At 40.5% G+C, this 26,790-nt stretch carries 26 protein-coding genes, 1 other RNA gene and 4 pseudogenes; 14 read left to right on the top strand and 17 right to left on the bottom strand.

Features of this window, described 5'->3' with window-relative positions; translation table 11 throughout:
* Nucleotides 1-85: 85 nt before the first annotated feature.
* Nucleotides 86-2,067 (top strand): annotated as a pseudogene (locus B0185_RS00995) (LTA synthase family protein).
* 13 nt (nucleotides 2,068-2,080) lie between these two features.
* Here the strand turns inward: B0185_RS00995 and ffs are convergent.
* Both ffs and pyk read right to left on the bottom strand, forming a co-directional pair.
* Nucleotides 2,081-2,178, bottom strand: an RNA gene (gene ffs, locus B0185_RS01000) — signal recognition particle sRNA small type.
* A 239-nt stretch (nucleotides 2,179-2,417) separates the two neighbouring features.
* Nucleotides 2,418-3,857, bottom strand: coding sequence for a pyruvate kinase (pyk, locus tag B0185_RS01005; RefSeq protein ID WP_005705779.1), 1,440 nt, complete (start codon nucleotides 3,855-3,857; stop codon nucleotides 2,418-2,420).
* Between the two features lie 125 nt (nucleotides 3,858-3,982).
* Between pyk and sixA the strand changes: the two genes are divergently transcribed.
* The 3 genes from sixA (at nucleotide 3,983) to fis (ending at nucleotide 5,940) form a co-directional block, all read left to right on the top strand.
* Nucleotides 3,983-4,471, top strand: a complete 489-nt coding sequence (gene sixA / locus B0185_RS01010) for a phosphohistidine phosphatase SixA (RefSeq protein WP_005705600.1) — start codon at nucleotides 3,983-3,985, stop codon at nucleotides 4,469-4,471.
* 196 nt (nucleotides 4,472-4,667) lie between these two features.
* Nucleotides 4,668-5,633, top strand: coding sequence for a tRNA dihydrouridine synthase DusB (gene dusB, locus B0185_RS01015; protein ID WP_005705773.1), 966 nt, complete (start codon nucleotides 4,668-4,670; stop codon nucleotides 5,631-5,633).
* A 13-nt stretch (nucleotides 5,634-5,646) separates the two neighbouring features.
* Nucleotides 5,647-5,940 carry a DNA-binding transcriptional regulator Fis gene (fis, locus tag B0185_RS01020; protein WP_005705819.1) on the top strand — a complete coding sequence of 98 codons (294 nt, stop codon included), beginning with the start codon at nucleotides 5,647-5,649 and terminating at the stop codon, nucleotides 5,938-5,940.
* Nucleotides 5,941-6,119: 179 nt separating this feature from the next.
* On the opposite strand, the gene ispF is transcribed toward fis, so the two are convergent.
* Genes ispF through ftsB form a run of 3 tightly spaced genes read right to left on the bottom strand, consistent with a single transcriptional unit; the run spans nucleotide 6,120 to nucleotide 7,580 of the window.
* Entirely contained in the window at nucleotides 6,120-6,596 is a 477-nt protein-coding gene (ispF, locus tag B0185_RS01025; protein ID WP_005705800.1) for a 2-C-methyl-D-erythritol 2,4-cyclodiphosphate synthase, read from the bottom strand.
* 23 nt (nucleotides 6,597-6,619) lie between these two features.
* A complete protein-coding gene (gene ispD / locus B0185_RS01030) occupies nucleotides 6,620-7,297 on the bottom strand; it encodes a 2-C-methyl-D-erythritol 4-phosphate cytidylyltransferase (protein ID WP_005705844.1) in 678 nt (225 codons plus the stop codon).
* Between the two features lies 1 nt (nucleotide 7,298).
* Nucleotides 7,299-7,580 carry a cell division protein FtsB gene (gene ftsB / locus B0185_RS01035; RefSeq protein WP_005705645.1) on the bottom strand — a complete coding sequence of 94 codons (282 nt, stop codon included), beginning with the start codon at nucleotides 7,578-7,580 and terminating at the stop codon, nucleotides 7,299-7,301.
* Nucleotides 7,581-7,811: 231 nt separating this feature from the next.
* Here ftsB and pckA point away from each other — a divergent pair, with 231 nt between their 5' ends.
* Complete coding sequence (gene pckA / locus B0185_RS01040) at nucleotides 7,812-9,422, top strand: phosphoenolpyruvate carboxykinase (ATP) (RefSeq protein ID WP_005705667.1); 1,611 nt, start codon at nucleotides 7,812-7,814, stop codon at nucleotides 9,420-9,422.
* Between the two features lie 116 nt (nucleotides 9,423-9,538).
* On the opposite strand, the gene B0185_RS01045 is transcribed toward pckA, so the two are convergent.
* The 3 genes and pseudogenes from B0185_RS01045 to exbB form a co-directional block, all read right to left on the bottom strand.
* Nucleotides 9,539-10,375 carry an energy transducer TonB family protein gene (locus tag B0185_RS01045; protein WP_005705762.1) on the bottom strand — a complete coding sequence of 279 codons (837 nt, stop codon included), beginning with the start codon at nucleotides 10,373-10,375 and terminating at the stop codon, nucleotides 9,539-9,541.
* Nucleotides 10,376-10,381: 6 nt separating this feature from the next.
* Nucleotides 10,382-10,768 carry a TonB system transport protein ExbD gene (gene exbD / locus B0185_RS01050; RefSeq protein WP_005705711.1) on the bottom strand — a complete coding sequence of 129 codons (387 nt, stop codon included), beginning with the start codon at nucleotides 10,766-10,768 and terminating at the stop codon, nucleotides 10,382-10,384.
* A gap of 30 nt (nucleotides 10,769-10,798) precedes the next feature.
* Nucleotides 10,799-11,247: pseudogene (exbB, locus tag B0185_RS01055) on the bottom strand (TonB-system energizer ExbB).
* Nucleotides 11,248-11,409: 162 nt separating this feature from the next.
* Between exbB and glpE the strand changes: the two are divergent.
* The 4 genes from glpE to kdsB all read left to right on the top strand — a co-directional run bounded on the left by glpE (nucleotide 11,410) and on the right by kdsB (nucleotide 14,413).
* A complete protein-coding gene (gene glpE, locus B0185_RS01060; RefSeq protein WP_005705682.1) occupies nucleotides 11,410-11,733 on the top strand; it encodes a thiosulfate sulfurtransferase GlpE in 324 nt (107 codons plus the stop codon).
* 48 nt (nucleotides 11,734-11,781) lie between these two features.
* The gene (locus B0185_RS01065) at nucleotides 11,782-12,627 is read left to right on the top strand and encodes a co-chaperone YbbN (RefSeq protein WP_039863060.1); all 846 of its coding nucleotides are present in this window, start codon (nucleotides 11,782-11,784) and stop codon (nucleotides 12,625-12,627) included.
* Nucleotides 12,628-12,703: 76 nt separating this feature from the next.
* Nucleotides 12,704-13,657, top strand: coding sequence for a thioredoxin-disulfide reductase (gene trxB / locus B0185_RS01070; protein ID WP_005705649.1), 954 nt, complete (start codon nucleotides 12,704-12,706; stop codon nucleotides 13,655-13,657).
* Nucleotides 13,658-13,660: 3 nt separating this feature from the next.
* On the top strand, nucleotides 13,661-14,413 hold the full coding sequence (kdsB, locus tag B0185_RS01075; protein WP_005705837.1) for a 3-deoxy-manno-octulosonate cytidylyltransferase: 753 nt from the start codon (nucleotides 13,661-13,663) through the stop codon (nucleotides 14,411-14,413).
* 63 nt (nucleotides 14,414-14,476) lie between these two features.
* Here the strand turns inward: kdsB and pdxY are convergent, their stop codons facing one another.
* The 9 genes from pdxY to rpoE form a co-directional block, all read right to left on the bottom strand.
* Nucleotides 14,477-15,340 (bottom strand): pyridoxal kinase PdxY, encoded by an 864-nt coding sequence (pdxY, locus tag B0185_RS01080; RefSeq protein WP_005705751.1) that lies wholly within the window; start codon nucleotides 15,338-15,340, stop codon nucleotides 14,477-14,479.
* Between the two features lie 413 nt (nucleotides 15,341-15,753).
* Nucleotides 15,754-15,972 (bottom strand): hypothetical protein, encoded by a 219-nt coding sequence (locus B0185_RS01085; RefSeq protein WP_005705613.1) that lies wholly within the window; start codon nucleotides 15,970-15,972, stop codon nucleotides 15,754-15,756.
* A gap of 153 nt (nucleotides 15,973-16,125) precedes the next feature.
* Complete coding sequence (gene uvrB / locus B0185_RS01090; RefSeq protein ID WP_005705716.1) at nucleotides 16,126-18,144, bottom strand: excinuclease ABC subunit UvrB; 2,019 nt, start codon at nucleotides 18,142-18,144, stop codon at nucleotides 16,126-16,128.
* 88 nt (nucleotides 18,145-18,232) lie between these two features.
* Nucleotides 18,233-18,859, bottom strand: a complete 627-nt coding sequence (gene upp / locus B0185_RS01095) for a uracil phosphoribosyltransferase (RefSeq protein WP_005705829.1) — start codon at nucleotides 18,857-18,859, stop codon at nucleotides 18,233-18,235.
* Between the two features lie 24 nt (nucleotides 18,860-18,883).
* A complete protein-coding gene (fadD, locus tag B0185_RS01100; RefSeq protein WP_005705725.1) occupies nucleotides 18,884-20,572 on the bottom strand; it encodes a long-chain-fatty-acid--CoA ligase FadD in 1,689 nt (562 codons plus the stop codon).
* 6 nt (nucleotides 20,573-20,578) lie between these two features.
* The gene (locus tag B0185_RS01105; protein ID WP_005705629.1) at nucleotides 20,579-21,028 is read right to left on the bottom strand and encodes a SoxR reducing system RseC family protein; all 450 of its coding nucleotides are present in this window, start codon (nucleotides 21,026-21,028) and stop codon (nucleotides 20,579-20,581) included.
* 10 nt (nucleotides 21,029-21,038) lie between these two features.
* Complete coding sequence (locus B0185_RS01110; RefSeq protein WP_005705693.1) at nucleotides 21,039-21,983, bottom strand: MucB/RseB C-terminal domain-containing protein; 945 nt, start codon at nucleotides 21,981-21,983, stop codon at nucleotides 21,039-21,041.
* 174 nt (nucleotides 21,984-22,157) lie between these two features.
* Entirely contained in the window at nucleotides 22,158-22,745 is a 588-nt protein-coding gene (locus B0185_RS01115; protein ID WP_005705794.1) for a sigma-E factor negative regulatory protein, read from the bottom strand.
* A 52-nt stretch (nucleotides 22,746-22,797) separates the two neighbouring features.
* Nucleotides 22,798-23,373: an RNA polymerase sigma factor RpoE gene (gene rpoE / locus B0185_RS01120; RefSeq protein WP_078208066.1), complete on the bottom strand. Its 576-nt coding sequence runs from the start codon at nucleotides 23,371-23,373 to the stop codon at nucleotides 22,798-22,800.
* 242 nt (nucleotides 23,374-23,615) lie between these two features.
* Between rpoE and B0185_RS01125 the strand changes: the two genes are divergently transcribed.
* The 5 genes and pseudogenes from B0185_RS01125 to B0185_RS01140 all read left to right on the top strand — a co-directional run bounded on the left by B0185_RS01125 (nucleotide 23,616) and on the right by B0185_RS01140 (nucleotide 26,776).
* On the top strand, nucleotides 23,616-24,641 hold the full coding sequence (locus B0185_RS01125) for a TrmH family RNA methyltransferase (RefSeq protein WP_039863059.1): 1,026 nt from the start codon (nucleotides 23,616-23,618) through the stop codon (nucleotides 24,639-24,641).
* A 52-nt stretch (nucleotides 24,642-24,693) separates the two neighbouring features.
* Nucleotides 24,694-24,810, top strand: a pseudogene (locus tag B0185_RS10280) (transposase); the annotation flags it as partial.
* Nucleotides 24,789-24,974: pseudogene (locus tag B0185_RS10390) on the top strand (IS3 family transposase); the annotation flags it as partial. The pseudogenes B0185_RS10280 and B0185_RS10390, both read left to right, overlap by 22 nt.
* Before the next feature lie 201 nt (nucleotides 24,975-25,175).
* Entirely contained in the window at nucleotides 25,176-25,865 is a 690-nt protein-coding gene (locus B0185_RS01135) for a putative N-acetylmannosamine-6-phosphate 2-epimerase (RefSeq protein ID WP_005705673.1), read from the top strand.
* A gap of 11 nt (nucleotides 25,866-25,876) precedes the next feature.
* On the top strand, nucleotides 25,877-26,776 hold the full coding sequence (locus tag B0185_RS01140) for an N-acetylmannosamine kinase (RefSeq protein WP_005705627.1): 900 nt from the start codon (nucleotides 25,877-25,879) through the stop codon (nucleotides 26,774-26,776).
* Nucleotides 26,777-26,790: the final 14 nt, after the last annotated feature.

The raw sequence follows: 26,790 nt of genomic DNA on the forward strand, positions 1-26,790 counted from the left end.
GGCTTTTATTTTCGCATGCTACTGTTGTTTATAAAATGAATAGCATAAAATGTGATGGATTTTCATTTCATACTAAGGAATTGCTATGAAGCAATCAACACCAAGAAAAGGACATTCGCTTCTTTTCCCACTTTTTATTTTTGTGGTTATTAATTTAATCGTGTTCTCACTTTCTCGACTTTCTCTTGGTTTATGGCAAGCAGAAAGAGTAAATGCGGTAGATGGCTGGTCGCAACTAATATTGCAAGGCTTTCGAATTGATGTATCAGCCCTTTGCTGGCTATTTGGTTTACCTGCTTTATTTAGCGTACTATTGCTTAGTAACAATGTAATTGGCAAAATTTGGCAAGCAGTTTTACGCATCTGGCTTACTGTAGGCTCCGTATTCATTCTGTTTATGGAAGTAGCAACGCCTAACTTTATCGAAACCTTTGATTTGCGTCCGAACCGCTTGTTTATTGAATATCTGACTTATCAAAAGAAGTGTTTACGATGCTTATTCACGGGCATTTAACCACGGTGATTATCAGCCTTGTTGTGATGGTATTGGCAATTTTTGCTTATTGGAAATTGGCAGGTTGGGCGGTGAAAAATGTTTCTGCCCGTAGTTTACAAATGAGTTGGAAAATTCGACCGCTTGTTGCCTTGCTTGTGGCAACATTGGTGTTTGTCGGTGGGCGTTCAAGTTTTGCTCACCGTGGGATTAATCCAGCAATGGTTGCATTTTCAAGCGATCCGCTCGTAAACTCTCTTGTATTAAACTCTGGCTACTCTGTGCTTTATGCGGTGCAACAGCTGAAAGATGAAGAAAAATCAGCGGAGCAATATGGCAAAATGTCGGATGAAGAGATGTTCGAACGTGTGAAAAAATTGCGTGGTCGTCCAGATTCAGATTACATTTCAAGCGAAATTCCGACACTGACTTACAACCAAGCAAGTTACACGGGTAAACCGAAAAATATCATAATTTTGCTTCAAGAGAGCCTTGGTGCACAATTTGTCGGCACGCTTGGCGGCAAACCATTAACTCCAAACTTAGATAAATTAGCCAAAGAGGGATGGTTGTTTGAAAACCTATATGCAACGGGTACGCGTTCTGTGCGTGGCATTGAAGCAACAACCACTGGTTTCTTGCCAACACCAGCTCGTGCGGTCGTGAAACTCACGAAAAGCCAAAATAACTTCTTTAGTATTGCAGAATTATTGCGTCGTCAAGGTTACGATACCTCGTTCATTTATGGCGGAGAAAAACATTTCGACAACATGGCAAGCTTTTTCTACGGCAATGGTTTCACTCGTATCATTGATGAAAATGATTACGCTAATCCCAAATTTAAAGCGACTTGGGGCGTAAGCGATGAAGACTTATTCGACAAAGCAAACGAGACTTTTACTCAATTACACAATGAAGGCAAACCGTTCTTTAGCCTCGTGTTTAGCTCAAGTAACCACGATCCGTTTGAGTTCCCAGATGGTAAAATTGATTTGTATGAACAGCCAAAACAGACACGTAATAATGCCGCAAAATATGCCGATTATGCGATAGGGCATTTCTTCGAATTAGCGAAAAAATCGAACTATTGGAATGACACCATCTTCTTAATTATTGCCGACCACGACTCGCGTGCAGCAGGTGATGATTTAGTGCCGATTCGTCATTTCCATATTCCTGCGTTATTGCTAGGTAGTCATATTGAACCAAGACGCGATAATCGCTTGGTCAGCCAGTTAGATATGCCTGCAACCTTGCTTTCTGTGGCGGGAATTAGCAGCGAAAACCCAATGATAGGCTATGACTTAACCCAAAACGTTGAGCCAAATCGTGCGATTATGCAATATGATGCGACACAAGCGGTATTAAAAGCAAACAATAATGTGATTGTAATGCGTCCAAATACGCCAATTGAGAGCTTTGAATATGACAAAGCGAATGAAAAATTACTGCCAAAAGAGGTGGATGATGAAGCGAAAAAAGATGCATTAGCCCAAGCCTTGCTACCAAGCTATTTATATAAACATCAGTTATATCGTTTACCAAAAGAAGAGAAAAAAGAGGCAGGTAAATAGAAAAAAGGTGGGGGTGTTACCAGCACCCCTCGGCACACAGAAATTTCAACTCAGGCTGCTTTCTTCCGAACCTGACCAAGTAAGCTGAACACCGTTGCGAGGAACCAATAACACCCCCATTGGATTATGCTCTTGCGAACATAAGAGTTGTTATTATAGGGATTTAAAAAAATAAAGGCAAGTAGAGAAATCGAACTTCCCCCAAAAAGTTAGACTTATTTAGTTCTATATGCCGAAAAGCTAGCGATATTTAGTTATAAAAAATCTGCATCTTAATTAGCTGGTTGCTTAGTCCAACTCTTAAGATGCAGCTCATCACAAAACGGGTCTTTTATTTATCTTATCAGGGATTATTCAACTTTTAAAATACGGCAAGTATTGGTGCCACCTTCTTTTAACTCATCACCATGAGTTAATAACACTAAATCGCCCGATAATAAGTAGCCTTGCTCTTTTAATAATGCTAATGCTTTTTTTGCACCATCAATGGTACGGCTCTCTTCATCGTAGAATACAGGTGTTACACCACGATATAACGCTGTACGATTTAATGCACGTGGATTACGCGATAATGCAAAAATTGGCAAACCTGAACTGATGCGACTCATTAATTTAGCAGTTTCACCTGAATGAGTTAATGCGATAATTGCAGAAACGCCTTCTAAGTGGTTTGCAGTGTACATTGCAGACATTGCCGCTGCCTCATCAACGTGCGTGAATGTGCCTTCCATACGGTGACGAGAAATGTTGATGCTTGGCATTGTTTCTGCACCTAAACACACCTCAGCCATTGATTTTACCGTTTCAACTGGATAATCACCGTTTGCCGTTTCGCCTGAAAGCATTACTGCATCAGTACCATCTAATACTGCGTTCGCAACGTCCATTACCTCTGCACGGGTTGGCATTGGTTTTTTGATCATGGACTCCATCATTTGGGTTGCAGTAATCACTACGCGGTTTAATTTACGTGAACGACGGATTAAACGTTTTTGCACACCAACTAATGCTGCATCGCCAATTTCAACACCTAAGTCACCACGTGCCACCATAATCACGTCTGCACCTAAGATGATGTCGTCCATCGCTTCTTCTGTTGCAACAGTTTCTGCACGTTCTACTTTCGCCACGATTTTCGCATCTAAGCCTGCTTCTTGTGCTAATTGACGTGCATAGTTTAAGTCTGCACTTGATTGAGGGAATGATACTGCTAAGTAATCCACACCGATTTTCGCGGCTAATTTGATGTCGTTCTTATCTTTTTCAGTTAATGCTGGAGCAGATAAGCCGCCACCTAATTTGTTGATCCCTTTGTTGTTTGATAAAGGGCCGCCAACTGTCACTTCAGTGTGAACTTTCACGCCTTCGACTTCTAATACTTTTAATTGAACGTTACCATCGTCTAATAAAAGAATATCGCCTGGCACGACATCGTTTGGTAAGTTTTTATAGTCTAAACCTACTGCATCTTGGTGACCTTCACCACGTGGCAAATCTGCGTCTAAAGTGAATTTATCACCGATATTTAAGAAGATTTTGCCATCTTTAAACGTAGAAACGCGGATTTTAGGGCCTTGTAAATCGCCTAAAATTGCCACGGTTTTCCCTAATTTAGCCGCAATTTCACGTACTTTATTTGCACGTTCAATGTGATCTTCTGGAACACCATGAGAAAAGTTCATACGAATCATATTCGCACCTGCTGCAATAATTTTTTCCAAAGTATTGCCACGGTCAGTTGCAGGACCTAATGTGGTAACAATTTTGGTTCTTCTTAATTTTCGAGACATTGATTACTCCAATTATTGAAAGTTAGATTTTAAAAAATTTTCTTGATACAGCAATAACCATACAAAACGGCGGGTATTATACGCCTAAAATATAATTCTTGAAATACAAAAATAGGAAACAGCTTATGAACATCTGGATTATGCGCCACGGCGAAGCAGGCTTTGATGCACCAACCGATAGCGAAAGAACCTTAACAGAAAAGGGCAAAAATGCAGCGTTTTTACAAGGCAAATGGTTGAGTGAACAATGTATTTCGCGAAATATTCAGTTCGATAAAATCTTAGTAAGCCCTTATGTTCGAGCTCAGCAAACACTTACAGCACTCACACAAGGCATGGAAGCGGTTGGTTTTTCCCAACATTTTGCAAATATTACTGAGGAATGGGATGAGATTACACCAAATGGTTCGCCTGATATGATCCAAGATTATTTGGCATTTTTAAATGAAGAGGGAGCAAATCAAGTGCTTATTGTTTCACATTTACCTCTTGTATTTGATTTAGTCCAAATATTCACACAATATCAACAAAGCGTACATTTTTACCCTGCTGTGATAGCTGAAATCAATTGGAATGGGCTGAAAGGCGTGCTTTTACAAGAGAAAATGGCTTAAACAAAAAAATCAAGCAGATTTTTTCACCTTTTTTATTAAATTGTTTAAAAATTACTCTTCTCAAACGCGTGAAAAATGAGTATGATACGCTCCCTTGATTGCTAATGTTGAATAACAATTAAGCAAAATTATAAAAAGATGCAGTATGGAATTGCATCTTTTTTCGTTGATATTTTAAGAAGAGTGCGGAGAAATCATGCGAATTGGACAATATGAATTTAAAAACCGTATTTTCCTCGCACCAATGGCAGGAGTCACTGACCAACCATTTCGCCGTTTATGTAGCCAGCTTGGTGCTGGGCTTACCTTCTCTGAAATGATGTCAACTAACCCTGATGTATGGCATACCGAAAAGTCTAAACTGCGTTTAGCTCATCACCGAGAAATTGGAATTAATGCTGTACAAATTGCAGGAGCTGATCCTATTGAAATGGCAGAAGCAGCAAAGGTAAACGTGAGCTATGGTGCTGAAATTATTGATATCAATATGGGATGCCCAGCTAAAAAGGTAAACAAAAAAATGGCAGGTTCTGCCCTTTTACGTGAGCCAGATTTAGTCGCTGATATTTTAAATACTGTGGTTAATGCTGTGGATGTACCTGTTACTTTAAAAATTCGAACAGGTTGGGATCTTGAGAATCGAAATTGCGTAGAAATTGCCCAAATTGCAGAGCAAGCGGGAATTCAGGCTTTAACGCTTCATGGACGTACACGAAGTTGTTTATTCAACGGAGAAGCAGAATATGAAAGCATTAAAGCGGTCAAAAATGCAGTTTCTATTCCAATTATTGCCAATGGGGATATTACTTCTGCTGAGAAAGCGAAATTTGTGCTTGATTACACGGGTGCAGATGCTGTAATGATTGGCAGAGGAGCTTATGGTCGCCCTTGGATATTCAAGGAAGTGAATGATTTTTTAGAGAATGGTTATTATGCTATATTACCAACGGAAGAAAAATGTCGCTTTATGTTGCGACATATCCAAGATCTTCATCAGTTCTATGGTGAAGAAAAAGGATATCGAATTGCTCGGAAACATGTCGGTTGGTATATAGAAAATTTAGCACCAAACTCAACTTTTAAGCGTGCTTTTAATGCATTAGAGAGTACGAAAGCACAACTCAATGCATTAGAAAGTTTTGTAGAAGATCTCTTAGATTAAGTGGATAAAGGAAATGATCGAACAACCAGTAAACAACCCATTAACGGTTACGATGCTAAATGCACAAGCTCAACAAGTAGTAAAACCACTACGCGATAACGTAAAAGCAGCATTAAAGAATTATTTAGCACAATTAAACAATGAAGATCCAACAGAATTATACGAATTAGTATTATCTGAAGTTGAGCATCCAATGCTTGATATGGTGATGCAATATACACGCGGTAATCAAACTCGTGCCGCAACTATGCTTGGTATTAACCGTGGTACATTACGCAAAAAATTAAAAAAATACGGTATGGGTTAATTCCTAACTACATTTAAATAAAAACCTCATATTTTAAAAGATATGAGGTTTTTTTAGGTATGTAGGAAAAAATAGTTGGTTTTTTGCATTTTAAAGATGGAATTACTTATCCTTAGACAGACTCATGAATCGTAAATTCAGCTTTATGAAGCCACTACATAATACCGCAATTTTGCTTATTAGATTTTAGTCAAAAGCACTACTGCTTCACATGCAATCCCTTCGCCTCGTCCTGTAAACCCTAGCTTTTCAGTTGTTGTTGCTTTGACATTCACTTGCATTACATCGCATTGTAAATCATCAGCAATAGTTTGACGCATTTGGTCGATATAAGGTCGCATTTTCGGGGCTTGTGCAATAATCGTCACATCTACATTACCTACTTTATAACCTTGTTCCCGCACACGGCGATAAGCTTCAATCAATAATTTACGGCTGTCGGCATTTTTGTATTGCATATCGGTATCAGGGAAAAGTTTGCCAATATCACCTAATGCGACAGCTCCCAATAACGCATCTGTTAAGGCGTGTAACGCTACATCGCCATCACTATGGGCAATAAAACCTGTGTGATAAGGCACTGCTATGCCACAAATCATCAATGGACGATCTTGTCCGAAAGCGTGCACATCAAAACCATGTCCAATTCGAATCATTTTGTAATCCTCTTAAATCTATCTTAATCGTTTCTTGTTAAATAAAATTCCGCTAACGCTAAATCTTCGGGGCGGGTAATTTTGATATTATCAGCTCTGCCCGCAACCAATTGTGGATGGAAACCGAGAAACTCCATGGCAGAAGCTTCATCAGTCACTACCGCATTTGCAGCAAATGCCTCAGATAATGCTTTTTTCAATCTCTGAGCAGGGAAAAATTGCGGAGTTAATGCGTGCCATAAGGTTGAACGATCTTCAGTATGTGAAATCGTTTTGGCATCTTGGGTACGCTTTATCGTATCAATAGCAGGGGTAGCAAGGATGCCACCTTGTTCATCTTCAATTTGCAAAAGTTTATCTAAATCAGACCGCTTTAAGCAAGGGCGTGCGGCATCGTGTACCAATGCCCATGCGTTTTCTGGCACTTCTTGCAATGCATTGAATACTGAATCTGCACGGGTTTCCCCACCAAAAACGACCTCGACTTTTGGATCTTGTAATAAGAGTATCTCAGGATAGTACTGATCTTCTTTTGAAACAGCAACCATAACTTTTTCAACCTGTGGATGAACTAAGAAAATAGAAAGCGTGTGCTCTAAAATTGTTTTACCAAGCAATTTTAGGTATTGTTTTGGCATATTGGCTTTCATTCGGCTACCTACGCCTGATGCAGGAATAATTGCAAAAATTTGTCTGCTCATTTTACTTCCCATTTTTAGGAATAATACGGTAAAACACTTCATCTGATTTCACCATTTCGTGTTCTGTACGGGCACGCTCTTCTAAGGCGTTCACACCGTGTTTTAAATCGTAAATTTCCGCTTCAATTAAACCATTACGCATTGCCAAGCGCCCATTCTCTTTTTTGACTTCTTCTAGACTTGCTGAGGCATCTCGATAATCATTCCACCCATTCTCACCAAACCAGAAATTATATTGAAAGAAAATCAGCAGAAATGCTAAAAAACCAACTAATACACGCATCTTTTTCTTGTTCCTTATTTAAAAAGCGGTAGAATTTTACCGTCTTTTTACAAAAAATGGAAAAGTTTGTTATTGTCAGAAAAGTCATTCATGTAAACGGAGTAAAAACTTCAAATCTTCTTCAATTTTTTTCACTTTTTTCAAAAATGTGAAGTAGTTGGCATTTTTTTTAATCAGAACGGGGTAGAATTGCCCTAATTCTTAAATACACACATTGGAGTGAGGTGATTTATGTTAAATCGTATCGAACAAGAACTTGCAGAACTCGGCATTACTAACGTCAAAGAAATTGTGCATAACCCAAGTTACGAGCAACTCTTTGAAGAAGAGATGAACCCAAATTTAGAAGATTATGAGAAAGGTTGCTTGACGAATTTAGGTGCCGTTGCAGTAGATACAGGGATTTTTACAGGTCGTTCACCGAAAGATAAATATATCGTCTACGATGAAACTACCAAAGATCATATTTGGTGGACAACCGATGAAGTAAAAAATGACAACAAACCAATGAGCCAAACCACGTGGCAAAGTTTGAAAGAGTTAGTCACTCACGAGCTTTCAAACAAACGCTTATTCGTGATTGATGGTTTCTGTGGTGCAAGCCCTCGCCATCACATTGCCGTTCGTATTATTACGGAAGTAGCGTGGCAAGCTCACTTTGTAAAAAATATGTTCATTCGCCCAACAGAAGAACAGCTCAAAGACTTCAAGCCAGATTTCGTGGTAATGAATGGTTCAAAAGTAACCAATCCAAACTGGAAAGAACAAGGCTTAAATTCTGAAAACTTTGTGGCGTTTAACCTAACTGAAGCAGTACAACTTATCGGTGGTACTTGGTACGGTGGTGAAATGAAAAAAGGGATGTTCTCAATGATGAATTTCCTCTTACCACTTAAAGATATTGCTGCAATGCACTGCTCTGCAAACGTAGGTAATGATGGTGATGTCGCTGTATTCTTCGGTTTATCTGGTACAGGTAAAACCACGCTTTCAACTGATCCAAAACGTAAACTTATTGGTGACGATGAACACGGTTGGGACGATGAAGGTGTATTCAACTTTGAAGGTGGTTGCTACGCTAAAACCATCAACCTTAGCGAAGAAAATGAACCAGATATTTACCGTGCAATCCGTCGCGATGCGTTATTAGAAAACGTGGTTGTACGTGAAGATGGTTCTATCGATTTTGCTGATAAATCAAAAACAGAAAACACCCGTGTGTCTTATCCAATCTATCACATTGATAACATTGTGGAACCTGTATCAAAAGCGGGGCATGCAAAAAAAGTGATTTTCTTAACTGCTGATGCCTTCGGTGTGTTACCTCCAGTATCTAAACTCACGCCAGAACAGACTAAATACTACTTCTTATCTGGCTTCACCGCAAAATTAGCGGGTACAGAACGTGGTATTACTGAACCAACACCAACTTTCTCTGCGTGTTTCGGTGCGGCATTCTTAACCCTTCACCCAACCAAATATGCGGAAGTATTAGTGAAACGTATGGAAGAATCTGGTGCGGAGGCTTACTTAGTAAACACTGGTTGGAACGGCACAGGTAAACGTATCTCTATTAAAGATACTCGTGGTATCATTGATGCGATTTTAGATGGCTCAATCGAAAAAGCAGAAATGGGTGAATTACCAATATTCAACTTGGCCATTCCAAAAACTTTACCAGGCGTAGATACCCATATTTTAGACCCTCGCAACACTTACGAAGATAAAGCACAATGGCAAGCTAAAGCAGAAGATCTGGCGGGTCGTTTCGTGAAAAACTTTGTAAAATACACAACCAATGATGAAGGTAAATCATTAGTTGCGGCTGGTCCGAAATTATAATCTCTGATAAAAAAGCTAGGCGTAAAGTCTAGCTTTTTCTTGTTGTAAAAAAGTAGTGGGTAAGAATAACGGTTCTTACCCACTTTGTTTTTATCTATATGATATTCTATTAGACATTACTCAATCGAAAATTTCACTGGTACAGTCACATGATTCGGGAAACCTTCTGGTGGTGGTGATGTTTTCGTAGATTGAGCAGCTTTTACCGCAGCTGCATCTAAGTTACTATTACCTGAAGAGCTAACCACGCTCACGTTTGTTAATTGCCCTGTTGGAGAAACGGTAAAGCTAACTGTTACCGTCCCCATTTTTCGCATCATTCGTTCACGTGTTGGGTAAGCATTATTTGCTTGGCGTTGTAAAGCACGCTGTAAAGCTGATTTATAGGCATTAATCTCAGTGCCAGATGCTGAGCCATTTCCCGTACTACTACCATTTCCTTTCGCTACATTGCTATTTTGGCTACCATTCCCAACGCCTTCTTTCAATGATTGGCTTTGAGGAATATTCGGTTGTGCTTTTGCTACAATACCTTGCTTAACTTCTTTGCCTTTTTCCAATGCTTTGATTGGTTTTTCTACTTTTTTCGGTTTCTCTTTTGGAGGTTCTTTAGGTTTAGGTGGTTCTTTAGGTTTCTCTTTTTTAACCACTTTTTTAATAGGTTCGGGCTCTACTATCGGTTCAGGTTTAGGCTCTTCTATTTTTTCCTCGGTCTTTTCTTCAGGTTTTGCCTCTTCTTCTTTCGCTGTTTCATCGATATCTGGTGCAACGGCAACTTGTGGTTGTTCAGCTACACCCGCTAACATTTCCATTGAAATGCTACTGACTTCTTGCATATCATCAATCTGCTCGCTAAGCACGGTTTGCTTGGTTGCAATTAAAATCGTACTGACGATCACAGTATGAAAGACGATAGAACCTGCCAAGCCGATGCGAGAATTTCGTTTATTCATATCGCCCTACTTGCCGTTATCCTTACGAGTCATAATTGCAACATTTTTGATTTCGCTCGCAGCTAATAAATCCGTAAGCTCGACGAATTTATCAAAACGTACCGCACCATCCACTTTCAGCGTGACTTTTTGGTCTTTCGCCCAAGTGCCGATTTCATTTTTTAGCTGTTCGGTATCAACAGGCTGGTCATTAAAGAAGAATTGGTTCTCAGCAGTAATGGTCACCAGTTTCGCTAAATCATCTGCTTTTACAGTTTGTGTAGTGCTTGCTTTCGGCACATTAACCTGAATTTTCCCTTGTGAAATAAATGAGGCAGTAACTAACACAATGGCCAGCAACACCAACATAATATCAATGAAAGGAATGATGTTAATTTCATCAAATTTTTTCATGGTAAACCTCGTAAATTTTTTGACCGCTTGTTAAGCCACTTTACGAGCGTGCAATGCTTGCCATTTTAATTTGTTTTCGTCCACTTTACGGTTGAAACCGCTGTAGAACATCATCGCAGGAATCGCAACTAAAATACCAGCAGCAGTTGCTTTTAATGCGAGTGATAAATGCACCATTATTGAAGCTGCACAATGTCACCACCTGAGTGCCCCAATTCGTAGAAAGTCAGAAGAATACCGATTACCGTACCTAATAAGCCGATATAAGGTGCATTTGCACCGATAGTTGAAATGGTGGTGAGATTAGTTGTGAGGTCAATTTCGAGATCCTCTTGAGTTTGGTAGCTTTTCACATCTAAGCTTTTGTAAAACATAATACGTTCGATGATTTTCCAAACCAGTATAACACTCATCAGTGATAGTAAGCCTAAAATGATGTAGTCAATATAGTGTTGTAGAAATTGAAATAGTTGATCCATAAATTCCTCAATCCTTAAAATATAAAGGGGTTTTTGTTGCAGTTGAAAATTGTTCTTAATTATACGCCGTATTTTCGAAAATTCAACTTAAAATAAATTGAAATAATAGGAATTCTTATCCTTATTCTGTGGTATATTTTAATTATTTTTATTGAGGCTAATATGGAAACCTTTACTGAAATTACGCCAGAACAGGCGTTTGAATTAGTTGAAAATCAAGGTGGTACGCTCTGCGATATTCGTGATGCTCGTCGTTATACCTATAGTCACGCTCAAGATGCGTTTCATTTAACCAATGAAAGCTATGGGCGTCTATTAGACGAAGTAGATTATGACGAGCCGTTGATTATCATGTGTTATCATGGCGTGAGTAGTCGTAATACTGCACAGTTTTTGGTTGAGCAAGGCTTTGAAGAAGTGTATAGCGTAAAAGGTGGCTTTGATGGCTGGGTACATGCGGGCTTGCCTATTGAAACGGCATATTAATACCCCAATATGTTGAGTATTCCTCAACAAACAGCAAAAGTAAATTTTATGGATTACATCATTAACGTAAACGAAAGTAATTTTAGCGAAGTTTGGGCAGTCGCCTCTCAAATGCCTGTGGTGTTTAACTTTGTTTCACCGCGTGAAGTGGCATCTATTGAGACGGATTCTCTGCTTCGCCGTCTTGCAGATGAGCATCCGAAGCAGTTTTTATTGGCAATGGTGAATTGCGATGAGCAGCGTGAGTTGGCATTGCAATTTCGTATTCAAACCATTCCAACGATGTATCTGTTTGCCGATGGGCAACCTGTCGATATGATTCAAGGTGCGGTAAGTGAGCAAGAGTTGCGCATTCGTTTAGCTAATATTTTGCCAAAAGAGCAAGATTTAAAATTCAATCAAGCCTTAGAATTATTACAAGATGAGCGTTATGCGGAAGCCTTGCCCCTCCTAAAATCAGCGTGGGAATTATCAGATAAGAAAAACAGCGATTTCGCCTTGCTTTATGCTGAAACTTACATCGTGATGAAAAAAGTAGAAGAGGCAAAAGAGATCTTAAAAGCAATTCCTATTCAAGATAGAGATAGCCGTTGGCAAGGATTGCAGTCGCAAATTGAGTTATTAGAACAAGCGGCAGAATCGCCAGAGTTACAACAACTTCAAGCCGATTATGCAAGCAATAAAACGCCTGAAGTTGCGATTAAACTGGCGAACCAATTACATCAAGCAGGCAAAAATGAAGAAGCATTAACATTATTGTTTGATTGGTTGAAAGCTGATCTTTCGGTTGCTAATGGCGAATTAAAAACGCAATTTTTAGCGATTTTATCTGCATTGGGTAATGATCCAATTGTACCGAAATTTAGACGACAGCTTTATTCGTTGCTTTATTAAGCATTTATTATATCAATTTATCTGTAGGGGCTAATTATATTAGCCCCAGAAATCAAACAGACTTTAAGGACAAAAAATGACAACCAAACATACTAAATTATTAATTTTAGGCTCAGGTCCTGCGGGCTATACCGCTGCAGTTTATGCTGCTCGTGCGAATTTAAACCCCGTATTAGTGACAGGGATGCAACAAGGCGGACAGCTTACCACCACCGATGAAATTGAAAACTGGCCTGGTGAATATGAACATACCACGGGCACAGGCTTAATGGATAAAATGCTCAAACATGCGGAAAAATTTAACACTGAAATTGTGTTTGACCATATTCACACCGTTGATCTTTCTAAACGCCCATTTACTCTGAAAGGCGACATTCATACCTTTACTTGTGATGCGTTAATTATTGCAACAGGTGCGTCAGCCAAATATCTTGGCTTACCTTCAGAAGAAGCTTTCAAAGGCAGAGGCGTTTCTGCTTGTGCAACTTGTGATGGTTTCTTCTATCGCAACAAACCCGTGGCGGTGATTGGTGGCGGTAATACCGCAGTGGAAGAGGCACTATATTTAGCCAATATCGCTAGTGAAGTACATTTAGTTCATCGCCGTGATAGCTTCCGTGCTGAAAAAATCTTGCTTGGTCGTTTAGCAAAACGCGTAGAAGAGGGAAAAATTATTCTACATACCGATCGTACCGTGCAAGAAGTATTGGGCGATAATGCAGGCGTAACAGGTGTGCAATTAGTTTCAACTAAAGATGGCTCAACCGAAGAGATTAACGTTGATGGCTTCTTTGTGGCAATTGGTCACGCACCAAATACAGCGATTTTTGAAGGACAGTTAGAACTTGATAATGGCTACATCAAAGTGAAATCAGGCTTAGAAGGTAATGCAACAGCGACTTCTGTGAAAGGGGTTTTTGCAGCAGGTGATGTGATGGATCACAACTACCGCCAAGCTATTACTTCTGCAGGCACAGGCTGTATGGCTGCCCTTGATGCAGAACGTTTCTTAGATGCTCAAGAAGGATAAAAAATGAGCTTTACCGTGATTATTCCTGCCCGCTATGCCTCTAGTCGCTTACCTCGCAAGCCACTAGCAGACATTGCTGGCAAACCCATGATCCAACACGTGTGGGAAAAAGCCCAACAAGCGGGTGCAAATCGTGTCATTATTGCAACCGATCACGAAGAGATCGAACAAGTGGCAAAAACATTTGGTGCAGAAGTCTGTATGACATCAACTGAGCATAATTCAGGCACTGAACGCTTGGCAGAAGTGATTGAAAAAATGGCGATTGCTGACGATGAAATCATTGTAAATGTGCAAGGTGATGAGCCTCTTATTCCGCCTGTAATTATTCAACAAGTTGCTCAAAACCTAGCAGAAAACCAAGTCAATATGGCTACTCTTGCGGTGAAATTAGAGACCAAAGAAGAGTTATTTAATCCAAACTGCGTAAAAGTAGTAACCGATCAAAAAGGAATGGCACTTTATTTCTCACGTGCCGCCATTCCATTTGCTCGTGATCATTTCGCAGATTGTAATGACGCTTTTATCGCAAGCCAGCCATATCTGCGTCATATCGGCATCTATGCTTATCGAGCAAAATTTGTGAACCAATATATCCGCTGGCAATCTACGGTGCTAGAAAAATTGGAATCATTAGAGCAACTTCGAGCGTTATGGTATGGTGAAAAAATTCACGTAGAACTTGCGAAAGAAGCACCGCAAGTGGGTGTGGATACACTTGAGGATTTGGAAAGAGTAAGGCAAATTCTTTCTTAATTACCCCATGAAATATAATAGATAAAGTGAAGGCGAACTTTATATAGTGTTCGCCTTTATTTATTAACTAATTTTTACTGCACGATACTGACTTTTCGGATTCACAATCCACTCTCTTGCCGCAATAATTTGCAGTTCATATTTTCCGCTTTGTTGCGTAACACTCATCACATCATTTACCGCATTTGCCGTATGCTCAAACGCCTCTAAATCTGATTTACCATTGAGCAAGTTTGCTAAAAATAGACCGCTTGTTAAATCGCCTACGCCTACAGGATCACGACCAACAAATTCGTGCAATGGTCGACTGATATGCCAAATTCCCGCCTCAGTTGCGAGTAACATCTCAAACTGGTTAGGATCTTGCCCAACTTTACTTAAGTGTTTTACCAATACGCGTTTTGGCCCTTTCGCTAAAATCGCTTTCGTTGCGTCAACTGCTTGAGCAAAGTTTTCTACAGGTAAGCCTGTAAGCTCTCGCAATTCTACCAAGTTCGGGGCAATTAAATCGGCTTTTGCCATTGCTTCATCACGTAAAAATTCCGCCACACCAGGAGCAACAATACAACCTTTGTCAGGATGCCCCATCACAGGATCGCAAAAATACACTGCTTTTGGATTTTTCGCTTTGATTTTTTCAACCGCTTTCAAGATTTCCGCACCTTGCTCTGCAGCCCCAATATAGCCTGATAAGATCGCATCGCATTCGTGTAGAGCATCAATATCATCAATCCCCTGCGTGATTTCGCCAATTTGCTCTTTTGGAATCACCATTCCTTTCCATTTGCCATATTGAGTGTGGTTGGAAAATTGCACCGTGTTCAACGCCCAAACATCCACCCCAAGCAACTGCATCGGAAACACCGCGGCTTTATTGCCTGCATAACCATACACAACGTGCGATTGAATAGACAATACGTTTTTCATTATTTTCTCCTTTAAGAACGATATTGTTTGCATAGATCTAGGACAATAGCATGCTTGGAGCAAAATTTCATCTGTTTTAGAAATGAAAAGCGGTCGGATTCCCTAGCTGTTTCGCAAAATTTTCGAAGGAAGTGACCGCTTGCGAATAAAATATAAGACTCTTAGCATCAGCCAGAGATCAGAGTTTAATTCTAAGCATGCGAGTTACTATTAGTATAATAATACCCAACATAAAATCCATTATATATTTATTTATTTCAATAGGAATTAATGGATAAATAAAAGAAGAAGAAAATGAAAATATAGCACCTACTGCAAGAACATAAACTACTTTAGCTTTTATATTCTTCATATAAACTCCTTTTATATTAACATAGCAGCATATAAATATATGCTGCTATCTAGTTATTTAATTATAAATCTCCATTAGAATTAAAGCGATGGTAAACTGAGCTTGGATCATGTTTGAAGTTATTTACTAAACCTTGATTTAATCCCCCATAATGATCTTTTGCTGCGGCACTTATAGGATTATATATAATTTCACCTAATACCCAACCCATAACCATCCAAGCAGCATTAGACATTCCACCACTAACCAATGCAACTTCTAGTGTATTTAACGTTTTCATAATAAATCTCTTTTATGACAATCCATATTGCATTTGCTCTTTTTTATAAGAGAGCAATTACATATTACCCTAGCTTTTTCAGATAAAAAGTGATGTATATCACACTTTGGTGAAAATAATTCTCAAAAATAAAACGCCTTTGAGACTTATATATTAAATCTCCAATAAATACGTCTTAATCTGCTGAATCTTATCCCTCACAGCAGCCGCTTTTTCAAATTCCAGATCCTTCGCAAAATCTCGCATTTGTTGTTCTAGCTGTTTAAGTTCTTTTTCTAATTCCTTACGTGATTTTGGTGTGTAGGAAGCGGTAGAATTTTCGGAAACTTTTGCAGATTTTTTGCCACGTTTTGGTTTGTCGGTTTGACCGATGTCGAGCAGTTCTCCCACTTTTTTGTTTAACGCTTGTGGGACGATGCTGCGTTCTTCGTTGTATTTCATCTGTTTCTCTCGGCGGCGTTCGGTTTCGGTAATCGCTTTTTGCATTGAATTGGTGATGCGATCACCGTAAAGAATCGCTTTGCCGTTGAGGTTACGTGCGGCACGTCCGATGGTTTGGATAAGCGAACGTTCGGAACGCAAGAAGCCCTCTTTGTCGGCATCTAAAATCGCCACCAGCGAGACTTCTGGCATATCTAAGCCTTCTCGTAATAAGTTGATCCCAACTAGCACATCGAACATCCCCATTCGCAAATCGTGGATAATTTCCACCCGCTCGACGGTGTCGATGTCACTATGTAAATAACGCACACGTACGCCGTGTTCGTCCAAATAATCGGTTAAATCTTCCGCCATTTTTTTGGTGAGAGTGGTGACTAACACCCGCTCATCGACCGCCACTCGCTTATGAATTTCGGAAAGTAAATCGTCTACTTGGGTTGTTACTGGGCGCACTTCGATAATCGGATCAAGTAAGCCCGTTGGGCGTACCACTTGATCCACCACATCAGGATTTTTCTCTAATTCATAAGCCCCAGGAGTCGCAGAAACGTAAATAGTTTGTGGAGAAAGCTGTTCAAACTCTTCAAATTTGAGCGGGCGGTTATCCAATGCTGAAGGTAGACGAAAACCGTATTGCACGAGCGTTTCTTTTCGTGCTCGGTCGCCACGATACATACCGCCAATTTGTGGCACAGTAACGTGCGATTCATCAATCACCAAAATGCCGTCCGCTGGCATATAATCAAATAAGGTCGGGGGTGGTTCGCCCTCTTTTCTACCCGAGAGATAGCGGGAGTAGTTTTCAATACCCGAGCAATAACCGAGTTCATTCATCATTTCGATATCAAACTGGGTGCGCTGGGTAATGCGTTGCTCTTCCAGCAATTTATTCTCTTTGATGAAATATTCGCGACGTTCCACTAACTCTACTTTGATCTGCTCAATCGCTTCTAAAATGCGTTCTCGAGGCGTTACATAGTGCGTTTTCGGGTAGATGGTGTAACGTGGCACACGCCCCAAACTATGCCCAGTGAGCGGATCGAACAGGGAAAGATTTTCAATCTCGTCGTCAAACAGCTCCACGCGTAAAGCGACCTCGTCTGATTCCGCAGGGAAAATATCAATCACCTCACCGCGAACACGGAAGGTTGAACGCTGGAAGGCTTGATCGTTACGGGTATATTGCAACTCAGCAAGTCGGGAAAGAATGGTGCGTTGGTCGATAATATCGCCCACTTGTAGATGCAGCATCATCTGCATATAAGCTCCTACATCTCCTAAGCCGTAAATAGCGGAAACGGAAGCCACTACAATAGTGTCGCGACGTTCAAGGAAAGATTTGGTTGCAGAAAGTCGCATTTGCTCAATCTGTTCGTTGATCGAAGCATCTTTTTCGATAAAAGTATCGCTGCTTGGGACATAAGCTTCTGGCTGGTAATAATCGTAGTAAGAAACGAAATATTCCACCGCATTTTCGGGGAAAAAGGCTTTCATTTCCGCATAAAGTTGAGCGGCAAGGGTTTTATTCGGTGCAAGCAACATTGCGGGGCGGTTCAACTGGGCAATTACGTTGGCAATGGTAAAGGTTTTACCCGAACCTGTTACCCCCAATAGAGTTTGATGTGCCAAGCCATCATTTAGCCCTTCGGTTAATTTGGCAATCGCAGAAGGCTGATCGCCAGAGGGTTTGAATGGACTATGCAGAATAAAAGGTTTGCCTTGTTTGCTCATAATGTTCCTTGATGCGTTATTCTATGTAAAAAGGCTAGAGCCTTATTATAAGGTTCTAGCCCCCATTTTGGTTGCTTTTTAATGCAAATTATTTCGTCCCAAAAATCTTATCACCCGCATCCCCTAAACCAGGCACGATGTAGCCGTGTTCGTTTAAGTGGCTGTCGATTGATGCCGTGTAAAGTTCGATGTCAGGATGGCTTGCTTTTAAGGCTTCAATACCTTCAGGCGCTGCAACAAGCACTAACACTTTAATGTGTTTACAACCCGCATTTTTAAGTAGGTCAAGGGTTGCGATCATTGATCCACCTGTGGCTAACATTGGGTCAACCACAATAGCTAAGCGTTCTTCTACATCGTTTGCCAATTTTTTGAAGTATGGTACAGGTTTTAAAGTTTCCTCATCACGGTAGATACCCACCACGCTGATACGTGCACTTGGGATGTGTTCTAGTACGCCATCCATCATGCCTAAACCTGCACGTAAAATTGGCACCACGGTCACTTTTTTACCTTTAATACGATCAACTTCTACTTTACCGCACCAACCATCTATTTCTACTTTTTCTGTTTCTAAATCTTTAGTCGCTTCATAAGTTAAAAGGCTGCCAACTTCAGTAGCAAGTTGGCGGAAATCTTTAGTGCTGATTTCAGCAGCACGCATCAAGCCTAATTTATGGCGTACAAGCGGGTGTTTTACTTCAACAATTTTCATCTTCATTCTCCTTTCTGGATTTGGCTAGGATTTGATATTTAACTTGGCAATTTCTTCATCACGAAGCACGCGACGTAAGATTTTACCCACGTTGGTTTTTGGTAATTCATCCCTGAATTCAATCTCTTTCGGGATTTTATAACCTGTGAGGAATTGGCGACAGTAAGAACGCAACTCTTCACGGGTTAAACTTTCATCTTTTTTGGTGACAAAAATTTTGATAATTTCGCCAGAAACAGGGTGGGGCACGCCGACGGCAACCACTTCATTCACTTTCGGGTTATGTGCAACCACATCTTCGATCTCGTTTGGGTAGACATTAAAGCCTGACACGATAATCATATCTTTTTTGCGATCGACGATGCGTAAGTTGAGATCTTGCCCCATCTCGACAATATCACCTGTTGCCATCCAGCCGTTGTGCAAGACTTCCGCGGTATCTTCTGGGCGGTTCCAGTAGCCTTTCATCACTTGAGGACCTTTTACCCAAAGTTCTCCACGTTCACCTATTGGCATCTCATTGCCTGTGTCGTCCATAATGCGAATATCCGTATTCGGCACAGGCACGCCAATGGAGCCTGTGTGTTCGGTGGAATCCCAACGAGAAGCAGCGATCAATGGTGAACATTCAGTCATCCCATAGCCTTCAATAATGTGACAACCTGTGGTTTCAAACCAGCGTTTTGCCACAGCTCCTTGAATAGCTGCTCCGCCTCCAACGCTTAAACGCAGTGCCGAGAAGTCTACCTCTTTGAAATGTTCATTATTCAGGAGGGCATTGAACAGCGTGTTCACGCCACAAAGTGCCACAATACGCTGTTTTTTCAGCTCTTTGATAAAACCAGGAATATCACGCGGGTTGGTAATCAATAAGCCTGTTACGCCTAATTCGATAAAGAGTAGGCAGTTTACCGACAAGGCAAACACGTGGTACATTGGTAACGGGATGGCAGCCACCCGAACTTTAGCATCTTTTAATAATGGCTCTGCTACCCATTTGGCTTGGAATACATTGGCAACCATATTGGCGTGTGTGAGCATTGCACCTTTTGCTACGCCTGTTGTGCCACCTGTATATTGTAAGAAAGCAAGGTCACTACTCTCTAAATTCGGTTTTACATATTGACGCTGTTTGCCGATACTCAAGGCTTCGCGGAAACTTACTGCGTGTGGTAACTTATATTTTGGCACGAGTTTTTTGATGTATTTCACCACAAAATTCACTAGCGTGCGTTTTCCAAACGAGAGCTGATCGCCCATACGGGTTAAAATCACATGCTCTACTTGGGTATTGAAGACCACTTTTTCGAGTGTGGCGGCAAAGTTAGAGACGATGACAATCGCTTTCGCACCGCTGTCGTTGAGTTGGTGTTCTAATTCGCGTGGTGTGTAAAGTGGATTAACGTTTACGATCACTAAACCTGCACGCAATGCACCGAATAAGGCAATCGGGTATTGCAACAGGTTTGGCATCATTAATGCGACTCGATCACCTTTTTCTAAACGCAATTCATTTTGTAAGTAAGCAGCAAAAGCACGGCTACGTTCTTCTAATTTGCGGAAGGTTAAAACTTGCCCCATATTGATATAAGCAGGCATATCAGGATGGCGTTTTACGGCTGCTTCAAACATCTCTACGAGAGATTCATATTTCGTTACATCAATCGTTTTTTCTGCGTTAGGTGGGTAATTATCAAACCAAATTTTTTCCATTGTTGTTTAGTCTCCTGCCCCGAAAGTGCTAGATTTGCCTAGGAAAATCGGGGTAAATTTTGTTAATGGTTGATAGGCAGTAACCAGTTTCACCGCCCAAAAGCTGCAAGCGGTTAAAAAAATTACACCACTTGCAACCAGAAGTTCGTTGCTAAAAAGAGCAGAAAAAAGGAGTGTTGATCCAATAAGTACTATTAAAGGCACGCAATAAACCCAAAACACGCTCATTAAAAGCGTATTTTCTGCCAAACCAAGCTGAATTTGATCGCCTGCTTTTAAGGCTTGGTCAACTTTAATTTCAAAGCGTGGTGCAGTTTTCTCGCCAGATAAGCCTGATAAAGCTTTACTTCCACAATGATTTTGTGCAGCACAACCGCCGCAGCCACTTTTGGCATAACATTGCACTAAGGCTTTGCCGTTTTCGTAGCTCAGTACCGTGGCTTTTTCAATCATCATATTGCACTCCTTATTGTTGAAATACTACACTTTGTGCGATGCGTTCTGCCACGCTCATTGGAATATCACCAATTACCACCACTTCACGATTACCAAGTACATGGGTGAACAAAATCAATTTTTCTTGGCGAGCGAATTGGTTGTTGAACGCTTCATCACCTTGCGAACGCAGATAGACTGTAAAGGTTGAGAGCCCATCGCTAAAAAGTTGGCTTTCGACCTCTTCTTGCCCCTGTCCAACGGGAATGACTTGGCGAGAACTGGAGATAGGTTTAAAGCCAACAGGTAACCAATTCACCTGCCATGCAAGCGGTGTATTTACCAAACTGTTTTGCGTATTCACAGGCGGCAATAGCATCGTTTTCAGTTGCGGGATCAGGTTGTCGAACTGGTCATTTACGCGTTGTTCAATCACTCTAAATTGTTCTAACAGTGTGTTTTGATTATCGAACAGTTCACTTTTAAGCAATAGATAATTTTGTTCATCAATCCAAAGTGTGTAACTAAAACGAGTGTCGTCGGAAGGCACGATTTTAATTACATTCGCGATACGATCTGCCACGCGTGATTTACCCAATGGCACGAAATCGTAATGGTTTAGCTCGTTAAAATTGGCGTGAAAAACCGCAGGTAAGGCATCTAAAATTTTTGTGCCTTTTAAACTAAATGGGGTGAAATTAAAGCCTAAATAGCTAATTGCATTATTGCGTAGCAAGATAGTTTCGTAAGCGTTATCAAGGCTTAATAGCTGAGCAAATTCGTGATTATTTTCCAGTGCGTGATGATATTTCATCGATTTGATATTATCACTGTGTTGGAGAATATAATGGAGTTCATAGTTGCGATTTTTATGTGCTTCCATCATTGCATTGAGCAGATCAATTGGATGAGTCAGTTCTGCTTTCACAGGCAGAACAAAAAGAAATGTGAGACAGAATAAAATAAATTTTTTCATATTAGCCTTTTTCATTCTTATAAACATTGAGGCATAAGCGGTAGAATTTTACCAAAAATTTGTAAAAAAATCGCAAAAAGTTACCGCTTGCAGATAATTAAGCAACACAATTGGGCAAAAATAAAGCCACTCATATAAGTATATATGAGTGGCAGAATTTATTTATTACCTGAATTATTTTTGTAAATGTTTTTCTGTTGTGGTTGAAGAGGTTTGCGTTTTCGCTTTTTCTTCATCGGTTAAAGTCACATTTTGAGTACGGCGTTGGATTTCATAATTTTGCAATAATGAATCTAAACGGCGTTGTTGTTGCTCAAGTTTTTCTGGGGTAACTAAATCATTGCTTGGTGCGTTGTAACTTACCGCTTGCACCGCGTTGCTAAATGGTATTGTTTGCAACGCAGGTTCTGTTTGAGCTACTTCGTCTGTGCTGTTCATCATATTCACACCTACAAGTGCAACTAAGCAAACAGATGCCGCAATCCCAGCTTGCATAATTGGGGTTGCCCAACGTTTAAGCTTCAGCACTAAACCACGAGGTTTCTCTTGTGCAGATTCGATGGTTTCGTTCTCAAGCAAGGCTTCCATTTTGGCAGAGAAATCTGCACCGAGTAACACCTCTTCGCCTTGCATCACGTTGCGAATCGTATGATAGCTTGCCCATTTTGCTTTTAATTCAGGGCTGTTTGTGAGCGTATCGGCAAACTCTATGCCATTCGCTTGCCCGTCCATATAAGCTGACAAGGTCTCTTTTTGTTGCATAAAAAACTCCAATTAACTTGAAATAGATGTGTTTTTCAACACTAAAAAAGGGTTAGGCTGCCATAAGCGGTTGAATTTTGGCATCAATCGCTTCCCTTGCACGGAAAATACGCGAACGTACTGTACCGACAGGGCAACTCATCACTTCAGCAATCTCTTCATAACTTAACCCCTCGATTTCACGAAGCGTGATTGCCATTTTTAATTCTTCAGGCAGATTCTCAATTGTTTCAAACACTACCCGTTTTAACTCATTCGATAAAACTAAATTTTCAGGGGTGTCCGTTTCACGCAACTGCGTGCCAGCATCATAACTTTCCGCATCTTCTGCCAAAATATCTTCTTTTGGCGGTCTGCGACCTAATGCAGTTAAATGATTTTTTGCCGTGTTTACCGCAATGCGATAAAGCCAAGTATAAAATGCACTTTCGCCTCTAAATGAAGCTAAAGAGCGATAAGCCTTGATGAAAGATTCTTGCACAATGTCAGGAATATCATCACGGGAAACATAACGAGTAAGTAAACCAGCTACGCGGTTTTGATAGCGGACTACCAATAAGTTAAATGCTTTTTTATCACCTTGTTGTGCTTTTTCAACTAATTCTTGGTCGGTGATTTGTTCGCTCAATTTGCGGACTCCTAAATATATAATCGATTTATTTTAATCATCGCCATCTCTTTCACCGTTTTAGTGTATCGTTTTTGGCAATAGTTCAAAAAAGTGTAAAAAATTTTCAAAACGTGAATTTTTATGAAAATTTAAAGGGGAACGATTTTACTGAATATCGGTAAAAGATCAAAATATATCAGTGTATTTGGGCTAACTTTGCTATAATTCGGCAAATTTTATCTCTTATATGGAAACCAATGATGAAACCGGTATTTAATGAACGCACGCCAAAATTCAAAACTGCTGAAGAAAAAAGTTTTAAACGTAATGAACGATCTCAAGAATGTTCAACTGATCGCCTGCAAAGATCACCAAAAGGCAAGCTGTCGCTTTCTCGCCAAAATCAGCGTATCACGCCAGAAAACATTTACCCAACCGAAGCACGCAAAGCCAACGGGCAAGGGCAGGTAACAATTAATGTGAAACAATCTGCTTTTTTTCAAAAAGAGAAAAAAACAGGGCCGCTTTCGCCTAGAGCACCAGAAAAAATCAAGAAAAACCGTGCAGAAGAGATGAAAATTTATGGCGAAAATAGCTGTTTAACCCTATTCGCACAACGCCCAACTTCAATTGTTCGCCTTTGGGCAACGGTAGAGGGTGCGAAAAAATTAGGCGATATGTTGAGCTATCTTGCTGAACACAAAAAAGCTTATCACATCGTTTCTCGCGAAGAGATGGAAAAAGTAACAAGCTCAGAGCATCACGGCGATGTTTGCTTGCTTGTGAAGAAAAACCGCACTTACAGCTTGGAAGGCTACTTGCAATTAGAACACGCTCAAGATTGCCTTGTGTTATTAGATGGCGTAAACAACGCCCAAAATATCGGTGGTATCGTCCGCACCTGTGCTTTCTACGGTGTGAAAGGTATTATTAGCGAAAATGGCGAATGTTTAAACTCAAGCTCTGCAGCTCGCGTTGCCGAAGGTGGTTTGGAATTCGTCCATACACTTGAAACTAAAAATAAACAGATCGCCCTGCAACAATTACGCCAAGCGGGCTATCAAATCGTGCACCTCACCCGCCACAAACAAGCCCTATCGCTTGCGAAAGTAAAATTAGCGAAAAAAGTGGTGTTTGTATTAAGCGAAGTTGTTTCCAACCATATTGAATACAGCGAAGATACTACCGTGCAACTTTCTGTAAATAACCCTCTTGCAAGCGGATTGAATGTTGCGGTAAATACCGGGGTGTTGTTGAATCAGTGGTATATGAGCCAAGTGTTATAGAAAAGTATGATCTGCACCCCAAAACCTGGACACCTAATTTGAGGTGCAGATTATGTCCTACTCTTATCAATTTCGTTTGAAAATTATCAAACTTGTCACCGAACAGGATTATAGTATCCGTGAGGTGGCTAAACTTCATCAAATTTCTCATGCTCTCTTGAAAGCTTTTTTGCAATATTAAAATCAGAGTGTTTTTACTCACGGACTTATCATTCAATCGCTGAATTACAGGCTGATATTGAAGAATATTTAGTGTATTACAACCAAAAAAGAATTAAACTTGGTTTAAAAGGATTGAGCCCAGTGCAATACCGAGCTCAATATTTAAGTTAACTAACCTGTCCAACTTTTTGGGGGCAGATCATTTTACTCCATTTCTTACCTTTCCTTCCTCAAAAATGAGACCTAGATCACACTTTTAAAAATCCACTTCAAAAATCTATTTAAAATGGAGTTTTCTTTTCATATAATACGGGAAATCAAAATTTTAGGCATTCCTTATTCCAAAATGGTTCTTATCTCAAGGAGTTTTATATGTCGAAATTATCTCATCAAGAAGTGCTTTCTCAAATTCAATATGGTCTTATTTCTTCTTGCCAACCTGTCGATGATGGCCCGATGGATAAACCTGAAATCGTTTCTGCTATGGCACAGGCTTCTGTGGTAGGCGGTGCGTCTGGCTTGCGTATTGAAGGGGTAGATAATCTTAAAGCAACCCGTCCTTTTGTGAATATTCCGATTATCGGGATTGTAAAACGCGATTTGCCTGATAGCCCCGTGCGTATTACTCCATTCTTACAAGATATTGAAGATTTAGCCAATGCAGGAGCGGATATTATTGCGGTAGATGGGACGAGCCGCCCTCGTCCTGTTGATATTGCCAGTGCAGTGAAAAAAATTCATGAGATGGGCTGTTTAGCAATGGCAGACTGTTCAAATTTAGAAGAAGGCTTATATTGTAAAGAACTTGGTTTTGATATTATCGGCAGTACGATGTCAGGTTACACAGGGGGCGAAGTGCCTGAAGAACCAGATTATCAACTAGTGCGTGATTTGAAATCCGCAGGCTGTTTTGTGATGGCGGAAGGTCGTTACAACACGCCAGAGCTTGCGAAAGTGGCGATTGAAATTGGTGCAGATTGTGTGACCGTGGGTTCTGCATTAACTCGTTTGGAACATATTGTAAGTTGGTTTGCAACAGCAATTAAATCAGCAAGAAAATAAAGGACAAAACTATGCGATGTTTAGCACTAGACATTGGCGGGACGAAAATTGCTGCAGCGATTGTAAAAAATGGCGAAATTGAGCAACGTCAGCAAATTCATACGCCGCATGAAAATGTGGTAGAGGGAATGCACCAAGCGTTAGCGAAACTGCTTGCCGATTATGCAGGGCAGTTCGATTATGTGGCAGTTGCTTCAACAGGCATTATCAATAATGGTGTATTAACCGCATTAAATCCAAAGAATTTGGGCGGTTTGGCGGAATTTCCGCTTAAAGCAAGCATTGCAAAACATACCGATAAGCCGATTGGCTTGTTAAATGATGCACAAGCAGCGACTTACGCAGAATATCAATTGCAGAATCCTGAACAAGTGTCGAACTTCGCATTTATTACCGTTTCAACAGGTGTTGGCGGAGGCATTGTGTTAAGCCAATCCTTGCAGACAGGCTCTCACGGTATTGCGGGGCATATTGGGCATATGTTGGCTGATCCGAATGGATCTGTGTGTGGCTGTGGCAGACGAGGTTGCGTTGAGGCGATTGCAGCAGGGCGTGCGATTGAGGCAGTTTCTTCAAAATGGGAAAATCCTTGCGATCCTAAAGAAGTGTTTGAACGCTTTAGAAAACAAGATCCGCAAGCGGTTGAATTAGTTGAACGTTCTGCAAAAACGATTGCAAATTTGGTGGCGGATTTAGTTATCGGGTTAGATATTCAAAAAATCGTGATTGGCGGTAGTGTTGGTTTAGCAGAGGGTTATTTGCCTTTAGTAGAACGCTTTTTACAAGAAGTGCCTGCTGTATATCGTTGTGAATTAGAAGCGGCAAAATTTGGGCAAGATGCGGGCTTAGTAGGTGCCGCATATTGGGTGAAAGACGTGTTATTTTTGAAAGAGCCTATTTCGCACAATTAACAGGGGAGAGAAAA

Source organism: Haemophilus parahaemolyticus (assembly GCF_002015035.1).
Lineage (GTDB): Bacteria > Pseudomonadota > Gammaproteobacteria > Enterobacterales > Pasteurellaceae > Haemophilus_A > Haemophilus_A parahaemolyticus.

Coding starts and splice junctions, on each gene's coding strand:
- B0185_RS01085 (WP_005705613.1), bottom strand. CDS start 15,972: ATGAAAACGTTAAATACACTAGAAGTTGCATTGGTTAGTGGTGGAATG.
- B0185_RS01110 (WP_005705693.1), bottom strand. CDS start 21,983: ATGAAAAAATTTATTTTATTCTGTCTCACATTTCTTTTTGTTCTGCCT.
- pyk (WP_005705779.1), bottom strand. CDS start 3,857: ATGTCTCGAAAATTAAGAAGAACCAAAATTGTTACCACATTAGGTCCT.
- B0185_RS01115 (WP_005705794.1), bottom strand. CDS start 22,745: ATGCAACAAAAAGAGACCTTGTCAGCTTATATGGACGGGCAAGCGAAT.
- pdxY (WP_005705751.1), bottom strand. CDS start 15,340: ATGAAAAACGTATTGTCTATTCAATCGCACGTTGTGTATGGTTATGCA.
- pckA (WP_005705667.1), top strand. CDS start 7,812: ATGTTAAATCGTATCGAACAAGAACTTGCAGAACTCGGCATTACTAAC.
- sixA (WP_005705600.1), top strand. CDS start 3,983: ATGAACATCTGGATTATGCGCCACGGCGAAGCAGGCTTTGATGCACCA.
- trxB (WP_005705649.1), top strand. CDS start 12,704: ATGACAACCAAACATACTAAATTATTAATTTTAGGCTCAGGTCCTGCG.
- fadD (WP_005705725.1), bottom strand. CDS start 20,572: ATGGAAAAAATTTGGTTTGATAATTACCCACCTAACGCAGAAAAAACG.
- ftsB (WP_005705645.1), bottom strand. CDS start 7,580: ATGCGTGTATTAGTTGGTTTTTTAGCATTTCTGCTGATTTTCTTTCAA.
- dusB (WP_005705773.1), top strand. CDS start 4,668: ATGCGAATTGGACAATATGAATTTAAAAACCGTATTTTCCTCGCACCA.
- ispF (WP_005705800.1), bottom strand. CDS start 6,596: ATGATTCGAATTGGACATGGTTTTGATGTGCACGCTTTCGGACAAGAT.
- B0185_RS01065 (WP_039863060.1), top strand. CDS start 11,782: ATGGATTACATCATTAACGTAAACGAAAGTAATTTTAGCGAAGTTTGG.
- exbD (WP_005705711.1), bottom strand. CDS start 10,768: ATGAAAAAATTTGATGAAATTAACATCATTCCTTTCATTGATATTATG.
- B0185_RS01140 (WP_005705627.1), top strand. CDS start 25,877: ATGCGATGTTTAGCACTAGACATTGGCGGGACGAAAATTGCTGCAGCG.
- B0185_RS01045 (WP_005705762.1), bottom strand. CDS start 10,375: ATGAATAAACGAAATTCTCGCATCGGCTTGGCAGGTTCTATCGTCTTT.
- ispD (WP_005705844.1), bottom strand. CDS start 7,297: ATGAGCAGACAAATTTTTGCAATTATTCCTGCATCAGGCGTAGGTAGC.
- fis (WP_005705819.1), top strand. CDS start 5,647: ATGATCGAACAACCAGTAAACAACCCATTAACGGTTACGATGCTAAAT.
- uvrB (WP_005705716.1), bottom strand. CDS start 18,144: ATGAGCAAACAAGGCAAACCTTTTATTCTGCATAGTCCATTCAAACCC.
- B0185_RS01135 (WP_005705673.1), top strand. CDS start 25,176: ATGTCGAAATTATCTCATCAAGAAGTGCTTTCTCAAATTCAATATGGT.
- upp (WP_005705829.1), bottom strand. CDS start 18,859: ATGAAAATTGTTGAAGTAAAACACCCGCTTGTACGCCATAAATTAGGC.
- B0185_RS01125 (WP_039863059.1), top strand. CDS start 23,616: ATGAAACCGGTATTTAATGAACGCACGCCAAAATTCAAAACTGCTGAA.
- kdsB (WP_005705837.1), top strand. CDS start 13,661: ATGAGCTTTACCGTGATTATTCCTGCCCGCTATGCCTCTAGTCGCTTA.
- glpE (WP_005705682.1), top strand. CDS start 11,410: ATGGAAACCTTTACTGAAATTACGCCAGAACAGGCGTTTGAATTAGTT.
- B0185_RS01105 (WP_005705629.1), bottom strand. CDS start 21,028: ATGATGATTGAAAAAGCCACGGTACTGAGCTACGAAAACGGCAAAGCC.